This window comes from Amycolatopsis roodepoortensis, assembly GCF_024628825.1.
Lineage (GTDB): Bacteria > Actinomycetota > Actinomycetes > Mycobacteriales > Pseudonocardiaceae > Amycolatopsis > Amycolatopsis roodepoortensis.
Genome location: NZ_CP102415.1, coordinates 7,309,626 through 7,326,450, shown reverse-complemented (window position 1 = coordinate 7,326,450; position 16,825 = coordinate 7,309,626). Strand labels below are relative to the sequence as shown.

General features: G+C 67.1%; 18 protein-coding genes. 13 read left to right on the top strand and 5 right to left on the bottom strand.

What is annotated here, in order from left to right; translation table 11 throughout:
* Positions 1 to 6 precede the first annotated feature (6 nt).
* From ctaD to NQK81_RS35220, 3 genes are all read left to right on the top strand, one after another.
* On the top strand, positions 7 to 1,782 hold the full coding sequence (gene ctaD, locus NQK81_RS35230; RefSeq protein WP_257484918.1) for an aa3-type cytochrome oxidase subunit I: 1,776 nt from the start codon (positions 7 to 9) through the stop codon (positions 1,780 to 1,782).
* 79 nt (positions 1,783 to 1,861) lie between these two features.
* Positions 1,862 to 3,400: a multicopper oxidase family protein gene (locus NQK81_RS35225; RefSeq protein ID WP_257484917.1), complete on the top strand. Its 1,539-nt coding sequence runs from the start codon at positions 1,862 to 1,864 to the stop codon at positions 3,398 to 3,400.
* 28 nt (positions 3,401 to 3,428) lie between these two features.
* Positions 3,429 to 3,896 carry a hypothetical protein gene (locus NQK81_RS35220; RefSeq protein ID WP_257484916.1) on the top strand — a complete coding sequence of 156 codons (468 nt, stop codon included), beginning with the start codon at positions 3,429 to 3,431 and terminating at the stop codon, positions 3,894 to 3,896.
* A 21-nt stretch (positions 3,897 to 3,917) separates the two neighbouring features.
* Here NQK81_RS35220 and NQK81_RS35215 read toward each other — a convergent pair whose 3' ends face one another.
* Entirely contained in the window at positions 3,918 to 4,562 is a 645-nt protein-coding gene (locus NQK81_RS35215; protein ID WP_257484915.1) for a cytochrome c biogenesis CcdA family protein, read from the bottom strand.
* Positions 4,563 to 4,626: 64 nt separating this feature from the next.
* Here NQK81_RS35215 and NQK81_RS35210 point away from each other — a divergent pair, with 64 nt between their 5' ends.
* From NQK81_RS35210 to NQK81_RS35170, 9 genes are read left to right on the top strand one after another with little or no spacing between them, the layout of a single operon-like run.
* Complete coding sequence (locus tag NQK81_RS35210) at positions 4,627 to 5,316, top strand: ATP-binding cassette domain-containing protein (protein ID WP_306856003.1); 690 nt, start codon at positions 4,627 to 4,629, stop codon at positions 5,314 to 5,316.
* Positions 5,313 to 5,981, top strand: a complete 669-nt coding sequence (locus NQK81_RS35205; protein WP_257484914.1) for a heme exporter protein CcmB — start codon at positions 5,313 to 5,315, stop codon at positions 5,979 to 5,981. The genes NQK81_RS35210 and NQK81_RS35205 overlap by 4 nt, the downstream gene beginning before the upstream one ends.
* Positions 5,978 to 6,709 carry a cytochrome c biogenesis protein CcsA gene (ccsA, locus tag NQK81_RS35200; RefSeq protein ID WP_257484913.1) on the top strand — a complete coding sequence of 244 codons (732 nt, stop codon included), beginning with the start codon at positions 5,978 to 5,980 and terminating at the stop codon, positions 6,707 to 6,709. Before NQK81_RS35205 ends, ccsA begins: the two co-directional genes overlap by 4 nt.
* Positions 6,702 to 6,824 (top strand): hypothetical protein, encoded by a 123-nt coding sequence (locus NQK81_RS35195; protein ID WP_257484912.1) that lies wholly within the window; start codon positions 6,702 to 6,704, stop codon positions 6,822 to 6,824. Before ccsA ends, NQK81_RS35195 begins: the two co-directional genes overlap by 8 nt.
* Complete coding sequence (locus NQK81_RS35190) at positions 6,821 to 7,255, top strand: cytochrome c maturation protein CcmE (RefSeq protein ID WP_257484911.1); 435 nt, start codon at positions 6,821 to 6,823, stop codon at positions 7,253 to 7,255. The genes NQK81_RS35195 and NQK81_RS35190 overlap by 4 nt, the downstream gene beginning before the upstream one ends.
* Positions 7,252 to 9,237, top strand: a complete 1,986-nt coding sequence (locus NQK81_RS35185) for a heme lyase CcmF/NrfE family subunit (protein ID WP_257484910.1) — start codon at positions 7,252 to 7,254, stop codon at positions 9,235 to 9,237. Before NQK81_RS35190 ends, NQK81_RS35185 begins: the two co-directional genes overlap by 4 nt.
* On the top strand, positions 9,230 to 9,706 hold the full coding sequence (locus tag NQK81_RS35180; protein WP_192742903.1) for a cytochrome c-type biogenesis protein: 477 nt from the start codon (positions 9,230 to 9,232) through the stop codon (positions 9,704 to 9,706). Before NQK81_RS35185 ends, NQK81_RS35180 begins: the two co-directional genes overlap by 8 nt.
* Positions 9,703 to 10,257: a hypothetical protein gene (locus NQK81_RS35175; protein ID WP_257484909.1), complete on the top strand. Its 555-nt coding sequence runs from the start codon at positions 9,703 to 9,705 to the stop codon at positions 10,255 to 10,257. Before NQK81_RS35180 ends, NQK81_RS35175 begins: the two co-directional genes overlap by 4 nt.
* The gene (locus tag NQK81_RS35170; RefSeq protein ID WP_257484908.1) at positions 10,254 to 10,874 is read left to right on the top strand and encodes a TlpA family protein disulfide reductase; all 621 of its coding nucleotides are present in this window, start codon (positions 10,254 to 10,256) and stop codon (positions 10,872 to 10,874) included. The genes NQK81_RS35175 and NQK81_RS35170 overlap by 4 nt, the downstream gene beginning before the upstream one ends.
* On the opposite strand, the gene NQK81_RS35165 is transcribed toward NQK81_RS35170, so the two are convergent.
* From NQK81_RS35165 to NQK81_RS35155, 3 genes are all read right to left on the bottom strand, one after another.
* Entirely contained in the window at positions 10,871 to 11,590 is a 720-nt protein-coding gene (locus tag NQK81_RS35165) for a prolipoprotein diacylglyceryl transferase family protein (protein WP_257484907.1), read from the bottom strand. The two genes, NQK81_RS35170 and NQK81_RS35165, sit on opposite strands and share 4 nt — an antisense overlap.
* Before the next feature lie 600 nt (positions 11,591 to 12,190).
* Positions 12,191 to 13,672: an apolipoprotein N-acyltransferase gene (gene lnt, locus NQK81_RS35160; RefSeq protein WP_257484906.1), complete on the bottom strand. Its 1,482-nt coding sequence runs from the start codon at positions 13,670 to 13,672 to the stop codon at positions 12,191 to 12,193.
* Positions 13,673 to 13,856: 184 nt separating this feature from the next.
* Positions 13,857 to 14,438, bottom strand: coding sequence for a M23 family metallopeptidase (locus NQK81_RS35155; protein ID WP_306856002.1), 582 nt, complete (start codon positions 14,436 to 14,438; stop codon positions 13,857 to 13,859).
* Between the two features lie 251 nt (positions 14,439 to 14,689).
* On the opposite strand from NQK81_RS35155, the gene NQK81_RS35150 reads away from it, so the two are divergent.
* Positions 14,690 to 15,883: a hypothetical protein gene (locus NQK81_RS35150; protein WP_257484905.1), complete on the top strand. Its 1,194-nt coding sequence runs from the start codon at positions 14,690 to 14,692 to the stop codon at positions 15,881 to 15,883.
* On the opposite strand, the gene NQK81_RS35145 is transcribed toward NQK81_RS35150, so the two are convergent.
* On the bottom strand, positions 15,853 to 16,536 hold the full coding sequence (locus tag NQK81_RS35145; protein ID WP_257484904.1) for a class I SAM-dependent methyltransferase: 684 nt from the start codon (positions 16,534 to 16,536) through the stop codon (positions 15,853 to 15,855). The genes NQK81_RS35150 and NQK81_RS35145 overlap by 31 nt on opposite strands.
* Between the last annotated feature and the right edge of the window lie 289 nt (positions 16,537 to 16,825).

The following is a 16,825-nucleotide window of genomic DNA, read 5'->3' as shown; positions in this document are numbered from 1 at the left end:
GGCCCCATGGTCGTCAAACCCGCTCCCATCGCGCTGCGACCCGGCTCGGAACGCACTGTGCCGCCGAAGGGCTCCGTTCTCCTTCGCCTGCTGCGCACGACCGATCACAAACAGCTGGGCATCATGTACCTGGTCACGTCGTTCGCGTTCTTCATGGTCGGCGGCGCACTCGCGATGCTGATGCGTAGCGAACTGGCCCGGCCGGGGATGCAGTTCCTGTCCAACGAGCAGTACAACCAGCTGTTCACCATGCACGGCACGATCATGCTGCTGCTGTACGCGACACCGAGCATCTTCGGGTTCGCGAACTTCATCCTGCCGCTGCAGATCGGCGCCCCGGACATGGCGTTCCCTCGCCTGAACTCGTTCTCGTACTGGCTCTACCTGTTCGGCAGCTTGCTCGTGATGTCCGGCTTCCTCACCCCGGGAGGTGCGGCCGACTTCGGCTGGTTCGCCTACACGCCACTGTCCAATGCCATCTACTCCCCCGGCGTCGGGGCCGACCTCTGGATCACCGGCCTCCTCGTCTCCGGGTTGGGCACCATCCTGGGCGCGGTCAACATGATCACCACCGTGGTATGCCTTCGTTGCCCCGGGATGACGATGTACCGGATGCCGATCTTCACCTGGAACATCCTGGTCACCAGCATCCTGATCCTGATCGCGTTCCCGATCCTGACCGCGGCCCTGTTCGGCTTGCTTGCCGACCGCAGGCTCGGCGCACACGTCTACGACCCGGCGAACGGCGGCGTGATCCTCTGGCAACACCTATTCTGGTTCTTCGGCCATCCAGAGGTCTACATCGTCGCGCTACCGTTCTTCGGGATCGTGTCGGAGATCCTTCCGGTCTTCAGCCGCAAACCCGTGTTCGGCTACAAAGGACTCATCTGGGCGACCATCGGTATCGCGGCCACCTCCGTTTCGGTATGGGCTCACCACATGTACGCGACCGGCTCGGTACTGCTGCCGTTCTTCTCCTTCATGACCTTCCTCGTCGCGGTCCCGACCGGCGTGAAGTTCTTCAACTGGATCGGCACGATGTGGAAGGGCCAGCTGACTTTCGAGACGCCGATGCTTTTCAGCGTCGGGTTCATGGTCACCTTCCTGTTCGGCGGGCTCACGGGGGTGCTGCTCGCGGCCCCCGCGATCGATTTCCAGGTCTCCGACAGCTACTTCGTCGTCGCGCACTTCCACTACGTGCTCTACGGCACGATCGTGTTCGCCACGTTCGCCGGGATCTACTTCTGGTTCCCGAAGATCACCGGCCGCATGATGGACGAGAAGCTCGGCAAGTGGCACTTCTGGACCACGTTCATCGGCTTCCACGCCACGTTCCTGGTGCAGCACTGGCTCGGCGCCGAAGGCATGCCGCGCCGGTACGCGGACTACCTGCAGTCCGACGGGTTCACCACGCTGAACACGATCTCCACGATCGGCGCGTACATCCTCGGTGCCTCGACGCTGCCGTTCATCTGGAACGTCTTCAAGAGCTACCGGTACGGCGAGATCGTCACGGTGGACGACCCGTGGGGCTACGGCAACTCGCTCGAATGGGCGACGTCCTGCCCGCCGCCGCGGCACAACTTCACCGAGCTGCCGCGGATCCGGTCCGAGCGGCCGGCGTTCGAGCTGCACTACCCGCACATGATGGAGCGCATCCACAAGGAGGGTGAGATCGGCTTCTTCGGGAAGCAGAAGGTCAACACCCACCGGGCGCCGTCCCAGGTGCTCACCGAGGCGGCCATGCCGGGTGACCACTCCAAGGACAACTCCAGCGAGTGACGGCTCGCCACGTCGCGAGGTGTCGCCGGAAAATCCATGTACTATCTAACTTCGTAGACCTCTGGACCGTGAGGGAGTCATGACACCTGCCGAGCACCTGCCGTTCCCGAACCGCCGGATGAGCCGGCGCGGATTTCTGGTGCTGGGCACCGGTACCGCCGCGGCTTTGGGTTTGTCCGCCTGTTCGTCCGGCGGCGGCACGCCTGCGCCGGCCAAGGTCGGACCGACCTCGCCACTGGTCGCCAGGGCCGAGCAGGCACGGCGTGCGGCGAACACCACCGTGACGACGGCGGACTTGACCGCGACGGTGGGCGAGGTCGACCTCGGCGGCGTACCGGTCAGGACGTGGACATACGGCGGAGAACTGCCTGGCAAGGAAATACGACTCAAACGGGGCGAGGTACTGAAAGCCAACCTCGGCAACCGGCTCCCGCAGCCGACGAGCATCCATTGGCACGGCCTCGCTCTCCGCAACGACATGGACGGCGTACCCGATGTCACGCAACAGGCCGTGGCGGCGAACGCGGACTTCTCCTACGAATTCACAGTGCCCGACGCGGGGACGTACTGGTTCCATCCGCACGTCGGCGTTCAACTCGATCGCGGGCTCTACGCCCCACTCATCGTCGAAGATCCGGCCGACGGCAAGGACTACGACGACGAACTGGTGATCGTGCTCGACGACTGGATCGACGGAACGGGCACCGATCCGGACGCGGTCCTGGACAATCTGAAGAAGAACGGCATGGCCATGGGTCACTCGATGCCGGGCATGTCGGAAATGGCCGGCATGCCGAAGTCGGATGTCCTCGGCGGCGACGCCGGAGACGTGGTCTACCCGCATATGCTGGCGAACGGCAGGCTCGCCACCGCCCCTCGTTCCTTTGACGGCAAGCCCGGGCAACGGATCCGGCTCCGGTTGATCAACGCAGGTGGGGACACGGTGTTCCGGGTCGGTGTTCCCGGTGTGCCGATGCGGGTCACCCACACCGACGGTTTCCCCGCGACCACCCGGAATCCGGCCGAGACGGTCCTGATCGGCATGGGAGAACGGGTCGACGCCGTGATCACGCTCCCGGACAAGGGCGTGCCCGTCATCGCCATCGCCGAAGGAAAGAACGCCTACGCCCAGATCCTTTTGCATTCCGGCGGCAGCAAAGCAGCGACAGCGAACGACGCCGCGGTCGCAGCCCTGAAAGCGCGGCCGGTGCAAAGCCTTGCCGACTTCCAGGCCACGCCTGAAGTCGCCCTGCCTGCCAAGAATCCGGACGTCGTCCACGACATGGTCCTGGCCGGGCCGGGCGCCAAGTACGACTGGACGATCAACGGCAAGCCCTTCAATCCCAACGACGGCCTGCCGATCCGGCAAGGGCAGCGGGTCCGGCTGCGCTTCGTGAACGACTCGGACATGTACCACCCGATGCACCTGCACGGCCACACGTTCCAAGTGCGCGGCCAGAACGATCTCGGCGCTCGCAAGGACACCGCGATCGTCCTCCCCCGCACGACCTTGGAAGTCGACTTCGACGCGAACAATCCCGGGCAGTGGCTCACGCACTGCCACAACATCTACCACGGCGAGGCCGGGATGATGGCCGTTGTGTCCTATGTGGAGTGAACGGACCCGTCGATGGACGGTCGCGGTGGTGGCCGCGGCGCTAAGCGCGCTCGCGGTCGGGGTGCCGACCGACGTCATCGACACGTCCTACTTCACCCGCATGACACCGATCCGCTGGTGGGAATACCCCGTATTGGCCCTGACCGCGGTCCTCACCGGGCTCTGGGTGTCCATTCCACGTCCCCAAAGCGACACCCGGGGGCGTGGCAGGGTGATCGGCTCGGTGACCGCCGCGGTGTTCGCCGTCGGATGCCCGGTGTGCAACAAGATCGTCGTGGGACTGCTCGGTGTTTCCGGTGCGCTCGGGTTGTGGGCACCCGTTCAGCCCGTACTCGCCGCACTGTCGGTGGTCGCCCTGGGCGCCGCCGTGGCGATTCGCTGGCGGCAGCGAGAGTGCACCACGGAAGCCTGCGCGCCGGGATTCACAACGGAGGCCAGCCCAGCCGGGCGAACCACGCCAGCATCCGGCTCATCAGCAGCGTCCAGCCACCCGTGAGCATCGCGATACCCATCGCCATCAGCAAAGCGCCACCGACAATCTCGATCTTCCTCGTATGCCTGCGCAGCCGGCCCAGGCCGCGTTGCCCCCGCACCACGCCGAACGCCACGAGCAGGAACGGCGCACACCGAGTCCCATCGAGTAGGCGAACAGCAGCAACGCGCCGGTACCGACAGTCGCCGTGCTCGCCGCGGTCGCGAGGATGGACGCGAGCACCGGCCCCACACAGGGTGTCCACCCCAGCCCGAACGCCACGCCCAGCACGGCCGCTCCGGCCGGACCGCCGCGCACACGACGCAGGTCGAACCGAAGTTCCCTGCGCAGCAAAGGAATCCGGACGACCCCCAGCATGAGCAGTCCCATCGCGATCACCAGCACGCCGCCGATGACCGTCAACGTCTGCTTCTGCTGTGCCAGCAGCAAACCCAGCGCCGAAGCCGTCATCCCGAGCACGACGAACACCGCGGTGAAGCCGAGGATGAACAACAACGAGGCGCCAGCGACACGACGTTTGCTCAGCGTAGTGGTCGTCCCGTCCACAGAGGACCGTCCGACTCCGGACATGTAGGACACATAGCCGGGTAGCAGCGGAAGCACGCACGGTGAAGTGCACGAGATGATCCCCGCCACAATGGCCAGCGACAGCGATGCGTACAACTCCACGTCAGAACCTGCCTGTCGGAACCCAGATGAGTGGTCGGCTCCAGCCGACTGTAATCTACTAGCAATGTTAGTAGAGCAGCAGGATGCCGTGGTGGCCGTGACGGATCTGGACGTCCGCGTCCACCGCAGTCCTGTCCTGCGCGGACTCGACCTCGTGGTGCGCCCCGGCGAAGTGTTCGGTGTCCTCGGCCCCAACGGCTCGGGAAAGAGCACGTTGCTGCGCGTCCTGGCCACCCTTCTGCGACCGGCCGGAGGGCTCGGAACCGTGCTCGGCGCGCGGCTCGGCACCCCGGAGGCCCAGGACGTCAGGCCGTCGATCGCGCTCGTCGGGCATCAGTCGGCGTTGCATCCGCTGCTGACGCTGGAAGAGAACCTGCGCTACCTGGCCACGCTGACCGGACGGCCGGAGCCGGCGGTCACCGCCGCGCTGGACCTGGTGGGTTTGGGCCAGGCGGCTCACCGGCGGGCGAACCAATGCTCACAGGGAATGCTCCGGCGCGCCGACCTCGCACGGGTCGTCCTGACCGCTCCGAAGCTGCTGCTGCTCGACGAACCCCACGCCGGTTTGGACCCCGCGTCGTTCGGGTTGGTCGATCTGGTGGTGCACCGGGTCCGTATCCGCGGCGGTGCGGCGGTCGTGGTCTCGCACGACATCCCGCGGCTGACGTCGCTGGCCGACCGGCTCGCTCTCCTCGAGGGCGGGCGGCTGGTTCCGTGCGTCCACGAGTTCGCACCGGAAGGTGAGCACCGATGACCACGCCGCTACGGCAAGCCCGTGCCGTCGCCCGCACCGAGTTGCGGATCGAGGGCCGGGCCGGTGAGACGCTCTGGGTGATCGCGCCGTTCGGGGCGGTGGCGCTATTGCTCGTGCCGCTGGCCGTCGGTGCCGACCGCCCGATGCTCGCGCAGCTCGGCCTGGGGATGTACTGGGTCGTGGTGCTGCTGTTCGGCCTGCTCGTCACCCTCCGGCAATCCACGACCGATTCACCGGAACACCTGGGGATGCTGCGGCTGGTAGGAGTCGTGCCGACGGCCCGGCTCGCGGGTCGCGCGGCCGCGACCACGGTCGCGCTGCTGGCTTTCGAGATGCTGTTGCTGCCCGCCTTGGTCGTGTTCTACCAGCCGCCGATGCGTGGCTGGGCGTGGCTGTCTGCCGTCTTGCCCGTCACCGCCGCGGGACTGGCCGCGCTCGGCACCCTCGCCGGCGCCGTCGTCCGTGGCCTGGCCGGGCGCGGCACGCTCGGCCCCCTGCTGGTCTGCCCGCTCGCGCTTCCGCTGCTGCTCGGCGCCACGGAAGTGATCAAGACGGCGGCCTACGGACGGAATCCGTGGCCCTGGCTCCTGCTGCTGGTCACCACCACCGCGATCGGCTGGCTCGGTCTGCTGCTGAGCGCGAACGCCTGTGAGGAGAACGCATGAACCCGCTCGGACGACGACTGCCGGTCGCCACCGTCGTCGTGCTCGCCGCTGGGCTGGCCGGCGCCGTACTCGCGCCGCCGGATCGCATCCAGGGCGAGTACCAGCGTTTGATGTACGTCCACGTTCCGACGGCGTGGACGGCCTATCTGTGCTTCGTGATCACCTTCGTGGCGAGCGGGCTGTGGTTGTGGCGGCGGAAGGAACGCTTCGACCGGCTCGCGGCCGCCAGCGCGGAGGTCGGCGTGCTGTTCACCGGGCTGACGATCGCGCTGGGTTCCTGGTGGGGAAAACCGGTCTGGGGTGTGTGGTGGACCTGGGATCCCCGGCTGATCACGACCGCGCTGATGTTCTTCGTCTACCTCGGCTATCTCGCGCTCCGGCGCGCGACGCTCGATCCTGTCGCGCGGGCACGGCGCGCGGCCGTGCTCGGTGCCGTCGCATTCGTGCAGGTGCCCATCGTGCACCTGTCGGTGGTGTGGTGGCGGGCTCTGCACCAGCCACCGACCGTCCTGAAACCGGGCGACCCGTCCATCGACCATCGCATGCTGTTGGTGCTGCTGGTCAACGTGCTCGGATTCACCCTGCTCGCGATAACTCTGCTGCGAGCCCGCACTCGCGTGTCCTCGTTGGAGGAGGACCTCGCCACCGCCCAAGCCACCGCCGACAACCGGCTAGCCGGTCTAGCGGTGGCCGCACCACGACTGGAAGGACCGGCGAACAATGTCTGAATGGGCCTGGGTGATCATCGGCTTCCTAGTCACCTTCGGCGTTCTCGTCGCGTACACGGTCAAGCTGGTCCAGCGGACCAGGGCCATCGAGCGCGAGTTGGGGCGTGACCGGTGAAGCGGTATCGGCTGCTCGCCGTTTCGGGAATCGGCGTCGTCGCGGTGCTCGTCGGCGTCCTCGTCTTCGGCAACCTGAACGGCAATCTCGTCTACTACCTCACGCCGAATGAGGCCTTGGCCAAGCATGCCGACTACGCCGAAGGCCGGCGTTTCCAGCTCGGCGGGTTCGTCCGGCCGGGAAGCGAGCGGCGCAAGGCCGACGGGCTCGCCTTCGTCGTGACCTCCGAGGTGCGCCCGGACAGCGCCGCGGTCGTCGTGCTGCATACCGGCCCGGTCGCGCAGCTTTTCCAGCCCGGCATCGGCGTGGTGGTCGAAGGCTCGTGGCGCGGCGGGGAATTCCTCTCGGACACCATGATCGTCAAGCACGACGAGAACTACCGTCCGCCGGATCCGACGCCGCAGCCGGGCCCTGGAGGTGCCCCCCGATGACGCAAGTAGTACCGGCCGCGGGCTGGGGCGGCGCGTTGCTCGGCCTGGCCGCCTCGCTTGTCCTCGCCCTGTACGGCTTCCGCGCGCAACACCGCCCTGGCACGGTGAGAATCGGTCAGTTACGGGCTGCCTCCTCGGTGATGGCCGGTGGCGCGGTTCTGTCCATGGCGGCTCTCGAAACCGCTCTGCTGACCGACAACTTCGCGATGTCGTACGTCGCGGAGACTCACGCGCGCGCGACCCCGCTGCTGTTCACGATCACCAGCGCGTGGTCCGGACTCGGCGGCAGTATCGTGCTGTGGACGCTGGTACTCGCCGGCTACATCTTCGTCGCGGGCCGAAAGCTCACCGGAGCCGACGACCGGCTCGGGACCGGTGCGCTCGGCGTCATGGGACTGGTCGCCGCTTTCTTCTTCGGGATGGTGACCACGGTCGCCAACCCGTTCAAGATCCTGGCCACCCCGCCCATCGACGGACCGGGCCCGAATCCCTTGCTGCGTAACGACATCATGGTGGCGATTCACCCGCCGCTGCTCTATCTCGGCTTCGTCGGCTTCACGGTGTCCTTCGCCTACGCGATGTCAGCGCTGATGCTCCGGCGGGGCGGTGTCGACTGGCTGGTGCGGACCCGGCGGGCGAATCTCGTGGCCTGGACCTTTCTGACCGCGGGCCTGATCGTGGGCGCCTGGTGGTCGTACGAGGTCCTCGGCTGGGGCGGCTACTGGGCGTGGGACCCGGTGGAGAACGCCGCGCTGATCCCCTGGCTGGTGGCCACGGCGTTCATCCACTCCTCCGTGGTGCAGGTCAAACGCGGAATGTTGCAGGCATGGAATTTCGTGCTGGCACTCGCGACGTTCGCGCTCACCATCCTCGGCACGTTCCTCACCCGCTCGTCGGTGGTCGCGTCGGTGCACTCGTTCACACAGTCCGGGGTCGGCCCTGCCTTGCTCGGATTCCTCGTCGTGGTGCTGGTCGCCGGATTCACGCTGTTCGCACTGCGCGGCGAGGACATCGCCACGCGAACACGATCCCTGCGACTCGGCAGTCGCGAGGGCATGTTCCTGGTGAACAACCTCTTGCTGTGCCTATTCGCCTTCGTCGTCCTGCTCGGCACGCTCTACCCGATTTTCGTAGAAGCCCTCAACGGCGGACAGGTGTCGGTGGGGCGGCCGTTCTTCGACCGGATGGCCGTGCCGCTGTCGTTCGCGTTGCTCTTGGCGATGGGCGCGGGACCGTTCACGCCCTACCGCTGGGCGACGCCGGGTCTACTGTGGACACGGTTACGCGTACCGCTTCTGCTCGGAAGCGCGGCAGCCGCGGTCGCGACAGCCGCAGGTCTCCGGTCGGTCGGCGCCGTCGCCGTGGTGCTCCTGGCGGTGACGATCGGCGCGGCGAGTATCCGGCAGCTGCTGGTCGCCTCGCCGAACCGGCGGCCGCGAGGGTTGTGGCGGCTGGTCACCGGACAGCGCGCCTACTGGGGCGGGCAGCTCGCGCACATCGGTGTCGCCGTCGTCGCCGTGGCGATCTCCGTCTCCGGCGCCACCACGAGCCGGGCCACCGTGACCCTCACGCCGGGAGGCACGGCGGAGTTCGCTGGCTACACCGTCACCCTCGACACCACCGAGCAGCACGTCGAGCCCGACCGGACGCTACGCGACGCACACCTCGTGTTCCGCGAAGACGGCCGAGTCGTATGGACGGCAGAGCCCCGGCTCGAGACCTTCGTGAACCAGCCACAGGCGGTCGGCACGCCGACCGTGTGGAGCACGGTGGGCCGGGACATCTACGTGGCGCTCGCCCAGCTCACGCCGCAGAGCGTGACGGTGAACCTGTACCGCTATCCGCTGATGTCGTGGCTCTGGGTCGGAGGGTTCATGATCGCCGTCGGCGGGCTCTGGGCGCTCACCGGACGGCGGCGTGGCCGCTTGGAGCACTCAGCGGCCGAGACGGCTCCCTCACAGGAGACGAAAGCCGATGCGTAGCCGAGTCGTGAGTCTCGCCTGCATCGCCGGCGTGCTCATCCTGCTGGGCATCGTGACAGCCCAGCTGATGAGCACCGGCGGCCGGGAAGACCGAGCCTACGAACTCGAGCAACGGCTGCGTTGCCCGGTGTGCAAGAGCGTCTCGATCGCCGAGTCACCCTCCGAAACCGCCACCGCGATGCGGCAGGTCGTGCAGGAGCAGGTCGCCGCAGGCCGCAGTGAGGAGGAAATCGTCGGCTTCTTCCGCTCCCGGTACGGCGACTGGGTTCTGCTCGACCCGCCCGCCCACGGCCCGACACTGCTGCTGTGGCTCCTGCCTGTGGCAGGCGTGCTTGCGGGCGCCGCTGGGCTCGGCATCTTCCTGCGACGTCGCCAAGTGGTCCTCGTCGTACCGGAGGACCAGCGCGATCGGATCGCACAAGCCCTGGAGCGAACACGTGACCGATACCGTCGTGAGGATCTCCTGTGACTCGTGAACGAGAACGCCTCGAGGAAGAGCGCGAGCAAGCGCTCCGGGATCTGCTGGCGCTGGAGGTGCAGATCCGCACCGGCGAGATCCCGGTCGAGGCCGGGCAACGGCTGCGCACGGAATACGAACGAGCCGCCGCGGACGCTATGGCCCGGCTCGACGGGCTCGAGAAGCCCAGTACCCGTACACCGTCCCGGCTCAGTGTCGCGCGGACGCTCGCCTACGTCGTCACCGTGCTGGTCGCGGGGCTCGCTGCGGCCGTCGTCCTCCCAGGGTCGGTGCAGCCAAGGCCGGCGAACGGGTTCGTGACCGGCAACGAGGTCACACAGAGCAGCACGGCCGCGGCGCCTTTGCCCGCCGGCGGCGATGCGGAGGGAACGGCCCTGTGGATGAGGGCCAACGTCGAACTGTTCGACCGTGACGATCCGGCCGCGGCACTCCGTACCCTCGAGCGACTCCAGACGCGGCCCGACCTGCTCCCGGACACCCGGCGGGATGTCGAAGCCCTGATCGCCACCGCCCGCCGTGAACTCGACAGGAGCGGCCGATGAGCACCGACTCCGCCGATCCTCGTACTTCGACGATGCGATGGCTACGCTGGGTGGCCCTCGCCGCCGCCATCGCCGCGGTCGCCGTCGGCGCGTTGCTCGGCACCCGGCTCGGCAAGGACCCGACACTGGTGGACACCCCGTTGATCGGCAAGCCCGCGCCTGAGCTCTCGTTGCCGTACCTGGAACGTGAGGGAGAGCTGGACCTCGCGTCGCTGCGCGGCAGGATCGTCGTCATCAACTTCTGGGCGTCGTGGTGCGTCCCCTGCCGTGAGGAGCAACCGACCCTCGTGGCAGCTGCGGACGCGTACGGCGAGGCGGGCGTGACCTTCGTCGGGATCAGCTATCAGGATCAGCGCAGACCCGCGATCGGGTTCCTCGACGAGCTCGGCCGCGGCAAGGGCTATCAGTACGTCACCGATCCTGGTTCCCGCGCTGCCATGGACTTCGGTGTCATCGGCATTCCGGAGACGTTCTTCATCGACCGGGCCGGGACCATCGTCGCCAAGATCACCGGGCCGACCGATCCCCCGCTGCTCGCCAGCACGCTCGACGACATCCAGGCGGGCCGCTGGCCGCGATCCCGCACGGACGGGCCCGTCCAGTCGGAGCCGTCCTAAACGACCACCGCCAGAATGGTCGCCGCCACGAGCACCAGCCCGCAGGCAGTCATCGTCACGGCACGTCCGGTCGCGGTTCGTGAATCGTTGCGCAACGGGAACAGCAGCTGCCGGGCGAAGGTGTAGGCCGCGACCGCACCGGCGAAGATCATCCCGCCGACCGCAGCCTCGCCACCGAGCACGAGAGTCAGGGTGACGATTCCGATCATCAGTGCGACGGCCGCCTCGACGAGCTGGACCGGGAGCCTGCGAACTCCCAATCTCCGATCGGAGGACCACAGGCCCCAACGGGAAGTCGTCGGCCGCCCCGCGCAGCATCCGGTGAGAAAGCAGCCAGGCCGGCCTACGGCCATACCGAGGAAGATGCCCGGAGACGTCAAGTCCAGGAGTCTCCCGATCGGGATGCCCACCACCATGGCGCCCAGCGCCACCACGGCCAGCGCGACGAGCAGAAAACCCTGAATACACGCACCGGAGTTCATGAACGTGCGAGGATGCCGTCGATGCAAGGCGAGGTACCAGGCCTTCGCCCCGACGAACCCGAGCGCACAGCCGATGAGTGAGACGGCGAGCACCCCCACGACGCCGTACCCGGAGCGAGCGACCAGGACCCCCTGGAGTACGAGCGCCACCACCGCGCCCAGTCCGACCAGCAGCGGCCAGGACAGCAACCGCACCCCAGGGCCCTGCCCGAGTACGCCCGGCCGCGCGACCACGTCGACGACCCGTCTCGGCAGGTGCCTCGACGTGGTTGAGCCTCGTCCCGTCGCCGTGTCCGGCCTCGCCGTGACTCGCCACGTGCCCGGGTTGACGCCCGGCACTTTCGTCGTGAGGGCCGTCCGTCCGCTACCCGGAATGATCTCGAGGCGTTCGATCACATCGAACCGGTCGCCAGGGCCCGGCTTACCAGTGACATCGGTCCTCACTCCGGTGAATCGGATTACGGCCGTGTAGGCATCACCGGAATCGGCGGCGTCGAACCAGTAGGTGGCCGCGACTCCGTGTGGCAGCACTTCCGCGGCGACGCCGTCCATGCAGCCCACTGCCGCTGCGCGACCTTGTCCTGTGCGCCCTCCAGCCTCGGTCGGATCGGTCTCGGGTTTGGTTTTGACAGCCGCTGGCGCGGATGGGGCCGGCCGGGGGCGGGCCAGTGCGGGCGGCAGGACGCCGTCGGTCCGCGCGGGCCCCGCCGAGCGGTGTGTCGGCCCCGTGCGCTGCACCGGGCGGGCTGCGGTCTTCGCCGACTTGTTCCGTGCCTTTTTGCCCACAGCGACGCACTCCCTCACGAGTCGAACCAACTACTATCATTTATAGTACTAACTCTTGTAGTGGTTCGTGCCAACGTTGCCTCGCCGTCGGAGAAACCCGGAAGCCAGCCGCTCCGACGTCCGGGACCTCACCCACAGGACCAGTGCGGCGGCAACAGCCCCGGTCGCCGCCGCGATCAGCACATGCTCACCCCAAGGCCCTAGCCGGTCGGCCATGGTGAGATCCCGTCGCAGCGGGACCGTGTCGATCAGCGTCGTCGCGGTGAATTGACCGGAGACTCGGGCAACCGTGCCGTCAGGCCGGATGATGGCGCTGACCCCGCTGGTCGCGGCGATCAGCACAGCGCGCCCGTGTTCGACCACCCGCAACCTCGCCATGGCGAGCTGCTGGTAGGTCATTTCGCTTCGTCCGTACCACGCGTTGTTGGTCGGCACGGCGAGCACTTCAGCCCCCGCACGGATGGCGTCGCGGCCCGCCTGGTCGTAGGCGACTTCGTAGCAGATCGATGCACCGACGACCGTCCCACCCAGCCGCAACGCCGCCGGAATCCCGGTTCCCGGCGAGATGTCTTCGCCACTATCGGCAAAGGGAGTGACCAGCCGGGCGATCTCCCGCGCGGGCATGTACTCCCCGAACGGCACCAACCGCTGTTTCGCGTAGCGTTGCCCAGATCCCTCGCCAGGTTGCCAGACCATGGCGATGTTCTGATTGCGTCCACCAGGCAGGCGTTCGAGTGCTCCGACGAGCACTGGAACACCAAGTTCGTTAACCAGTTCGCCGAGCCGGTCTTCATCTGCAGGTATCCGCACCGCGGTCTCGGGCCAGACGACCAGGTCAGGCTTCGGGACCTGGCCTGCGCGCACCTGTTCGGCCAGCCGTCGAAACTCGGCGAAATGGTTGTCACGCAGTACATCTCGCTCGCCGAGCAGGGCCAGTCCGCGATCCGGGGCATTGCCCTGCAGTACCGCGACCGTCCTGTCGCCCGCCTCCGCGTTGCCATCGACGCTCGCCCACGCCGCCATCCCGAGGACAACCGGCAGGACCACAGCCAGCCCGGGCGCGATGAGGACACGGCGAAATCGCCATCCGATCTCTCGGGCACGCAGCACAAGTCGTGACAGCCCGAAGCCACAGAGCACCACCGCGAATCCCACCAACGGTGCGCCACCGAAGGAAGCCAACGACAGAAAGATCCCTTCGGGCTGCGTGAACCCGATACGCCCCCAGGGGAATCCTCCGAACGGAAACCACATGCGCGGCGTCTCCATGGCTATGACCACCGCCGCCATCCAGCCGGTTCCCCACGGAAGGCGTTGAACTACCGCGGACAGCCCGCCCGCGACAGCGAAGTAGAGCCCCATCATCACCGACAACGCCAGCCAGGGCCACGGCCCGAAGTCCGCGCCGAGGAAATCCTGCAACCAGGACAGTTGCGGAACGAAGAACGCGAGTCCGAAAAGGAATCCACGACCGGCGCCTTGGCGGAACCGGCAACCGTGCAGGGTAATTCCGAACACGGCGAACGCCACCGGTGCCAACCACCACCAGATCCGGGGAGCCAAGCTGAGGTAGAGGAGCAATCCGGCGAGTACGGCCGGAACGCCTGAGCGCAGTGAGCACCGCAGCGTTCGAGCAAATCTCAGATCTCGTCGCCACACATAGTTATACTACCCTGCATAGTAGTTCGTTACGAGCACGGTTCTTCAGCCTTACTCACCGTTCGTCGCCGATGTCCGCCCCGCGATCTTTCAACCATCGCAGCGGATCCGCCTTTCGGCCACCAGGCTCCCAGACCTCGAAGTGCAGATGAGGCCCAGTGGAGATCCCTTTGTTCCCCACCTCGGCGATCACCTGTCCCGCCTCGACACGCTGCCCAACACGCACGCCGTAGTCGTTGATGTGACCGTAGACGGTGACCGTCCCGTCGTCATGCCGAATGCGAACCCACAACCCGAACCCGCTGGCAGGACCCGCGTCGACCACGGTTCCTCGCAGCGGAGTCCGGATGGGAGTGCCGATCTTGTTGGCTATGTCCAGCCCATAGTGGGTACTACCCCACCGCGGGCCGAAGTTCGAGGTGATCACGCCGGTCACTGGTGGATACACCTTCTTCCGTGCAGCCTCTTCGGCCTGCTTGCGAGCCGCTTCTTCCTTCGCCGATTTCTCGCGCGCCACCCTGTCCTGCCGGACGCGCTCGGCGGCCCGCAGGACCACGACTTCGTCGCGCTGAGGCCGCGCGACGACCGGCAACAACATTCCGGCCACGGAACTCCCGCCCCCGGTGGTCAGCGCCACGCCCCTCACGGGCTCCCGAGGAGACGAAACGCCACCATCGCTGATTCCGGTTTGCGTCGCGGCCGCCGCGGCGCCCGCGCTAAGCCCGAAGAGAAAGACTCCCGTCCGAAATACCATCCGCTTGCGGACTCCGGTTGCGGAGTGACTGCCGGCCACGAACACACCTCTCGGTCGGGAACAAGCTCACCGCCGCGGCACGCTACCACTATGCCGAATAGTAGGTAGCGAGCCATGTCACACATGGCGCGAATATGCCTGATGCGAGCACCAAAACCAGCCTCTTGCCACTTACCCCGCAGGGGTATACCCTGATTGCCCTGGATACCCTCCACCCGTATAGCGAGGAGGTAGTCATGACCACGCGACAGGCAACGTCGGCCGATCGGTCCACGGGGCACACCTCATCGGGCGACCGCACACTGAGTACACAGCGGGAGGACGTCGGCGCCGCCTTGCTCGGCCTGTGGATCGTCGTCGCCGTTTTCCTCGACGGCCGGGCGCACTGGCTCGGCTTGCCGGACTCCTTCTTCACTCCATGGCACGGAGCACTTTATGGCGGACTGACAGCGCTCGGCGGCTGGTTGGTCGTGATGGGCTGGCGACGGCGGACGGCTCTGGGGCTGGCCGCGGTCTTCGCGCCTCCCCGTGGGTACGGCTGGGCCCTGATCGGAGCGGCCGTGTTCGCGGCGGGTGGTGCCGCGGACATGATCTGGCATGAGATCTTCGGTATCGAGGCGGGCATCGACGCGCTGCTGAGCCCGTCGCACCTCCTGCTTTTCGCGGGCGCGAGCCTGCTCCTTTCAGGCCCAGTACTGGCCGCGCGGGCCAAGAAGAACAACCAGCCGAAGACACCGCTTCTGCCGGTCGTGGTGGCCGTTCTCGCGCTGTCGGCGGTGGCCGCGTTCGCGTTGAGCTTCCTGTCGGCGTTCCTCACCGATTCGCCCCTGCAAGCGGTGGGCGACTTCCCCGAAGGAACACCGGAACACGTCGCCACCGAATCGAGGGCAGTGGCCGGCCTGGGCAGCTTTGTCGTGACCTCATTGGTGATCGTGCTGCCGTTGGTCTACCTGCTCCGCACCTGGCGGCTGCCTTTCGGTGTCGTGACCGTGTTCGTGGTGGCGCACGCCGCCCTGGCGTCCACTGTGGTCGATTTCGGCTTCATCGGGTTCTGGTCCATCGGCGCGGCAGCGGCCGCGGGCCTCATCGCCGACACAACGCTGGCCATCATGCGTCGATCGGGGGCCTCCTCACGTGCCCTGGCCTTGGCGACGGCCGCCGCCATTCCCATCCTGCTGTGGTCGGCTTTGATGCTCACCTTGGAGTTGACGCGCGGCCTTCAGTGGTCTGCCGAACTGACCGGCGGCGTGGTCGTCGTGTCGGCGATGGTGTCGGTCGTGATAACCCTGCTCGGCGATCACCGAGGACTGGTCGCCACGACAAGGTAGGCGGTGCCCATCCAGCGGCGCAGGCCGCGCGTGACGGTGTCCGCGGGCAGTTCACGCCGGCGGGTCCACTTGCCCAGAAAGCGATCGAACGGCGGCACCGCCGGTGTCAGGTCGTAGTGGACGACGTCGACGGGACAAAGTCCGGCCTCTCGCATCCGCCGCCACAACCACCCTGCCGGGAGAGCTCGGATGCCGGACTTCGGCACACAGTGTCTTCGCCCGGACGAGCGTCCGAGCAAACCCTCGGCCCGGCCGAGCAGCCGAAGAAGCGGCCAGTACACGCCCCACTCGAACAACCGGTACGGGCTCAGCGGATTCAGCATGCTGACGAGAACCGTCCCGCCTGGACGCACAACGCGTTCGAGTTCCCGCAGGACGGCGACAGGGTCGCAGTATTCCAGCACTCCCATCGCGACCACGACATCGAAGCCGGCATCGGGGAACGGCAACGCTTCGGCCACGCCGACCACCAGTTCGACCTCGGCATCCGCTGTCTTCCCCGCGGCCTCGAGGATCATGGCAGGCGATCGGTCGACGGCGACGATCCGGAAATCACCTGGACGAGTGTCGAGCACACGCCGGACGAAGACTCCCGGGCCGCAGCCGACGTCGAGGAGGTCACCACCGGGACATCGGTCCATGACCTCGAACACGGCATGGAGTCTCGAAGAGAAGTACCGCTGGGCTGGCCCCGACGTCTGATGTGAGGCGGCGTAGGCGGCTGCGAATGACGGGTCATCGAACCGGGTGCGGATGTCCGCGCAGCCGGAGATGCTGTCCGGACCGGTATCTCGCGCCTGGTAGCGAACCTTCATTTCGGTCCTCCCCGCAGCAACAACTATCGTTGATAGTAGTAAAGCTACTACCGTCAATAGGAGCAATACAAGGCGCTCCGTTGCACGCTGCCTCGTTGCCACCAAGTGGTACGATCACACCTAGTAG

What these genes read in the sequence shown, in the direction of transcription:
- NQK81_RS35180 (WP_192742903.1), top strand. Translation starts at nt 9,230, where the DNA reads ATGCGTAGCCGAGTCGTGAGTCTCGCCTGCATCGCCGGCGTGCTCATC.
- ctaD (WP_257484918.1), top strand. Translation starts at nt 7, where the DNA reads ATGGTCGTCAAACCCGCTCCCATCGCGCTGCGACCCGGCTCGGAACGC.
- NQK81_RS35185 (WP_257484910.1), top strand. Translation starts at nt 7,252, where the DNA reads ATGACGCAAGTAGTACCGGCCGCGGGCTGGGGCGGCGCGTTGCTCGGC.
- NQK81_RS35210 (WP_306856003.1), top strand. Translation starts at nt 4,627, where the DNA reads ATGTTAGTAGAGCAGCAGGATGCCGTGGTGGCCGTGACGGATCTGGAC.
- NQK81_RS35170 (WP_257484908.1), top strand. Translation starts at nt 10,254, where the DNA reads ATGAGCACCGACTCCGCCGATCCTCGTACTTCGACGATGCGATGGCTA.
- NQK81_RS35195 (WP_257484912.1), top strand. Translation starts at nt 6,702, where the DNA reads ATGTCTGAATGGGCCTGGGTGATCATCGGCTTCCTAGTCACCTTCGGC.
- NQK81_RS35205 (WP_257484914.1), top strand. Translation starts at nt 5,313, where the DNA reads ATGACCACGCCGCTACGGCAAGCCCGTGCCGTCGCCCGCACCGAGTTG.
- NQK81_RS35225 (WP_257484917.1), top strand. Translation starts at nt 1,862, where the DNA reads ATGACACCTGCCGAGCACCTGCCGTTCCCGAACCGCCGGATGAGCCGG.
- ccsA (WP_257484913.1), top strand. Translation starts at nt 5,978, where the DNA reads ATGAACCCGCTCGGACGACGACTGCCGGTCGCCACCGTCGTCGTGCTC.
- NQK81_RS35150 (WP_257484905.1), top strand. Translation starts at nt 14,690, where the DNA reads ATGCCTGATGCGAGCACCAAAACCAGCCTCTTGCCACTTACCCCGCAG.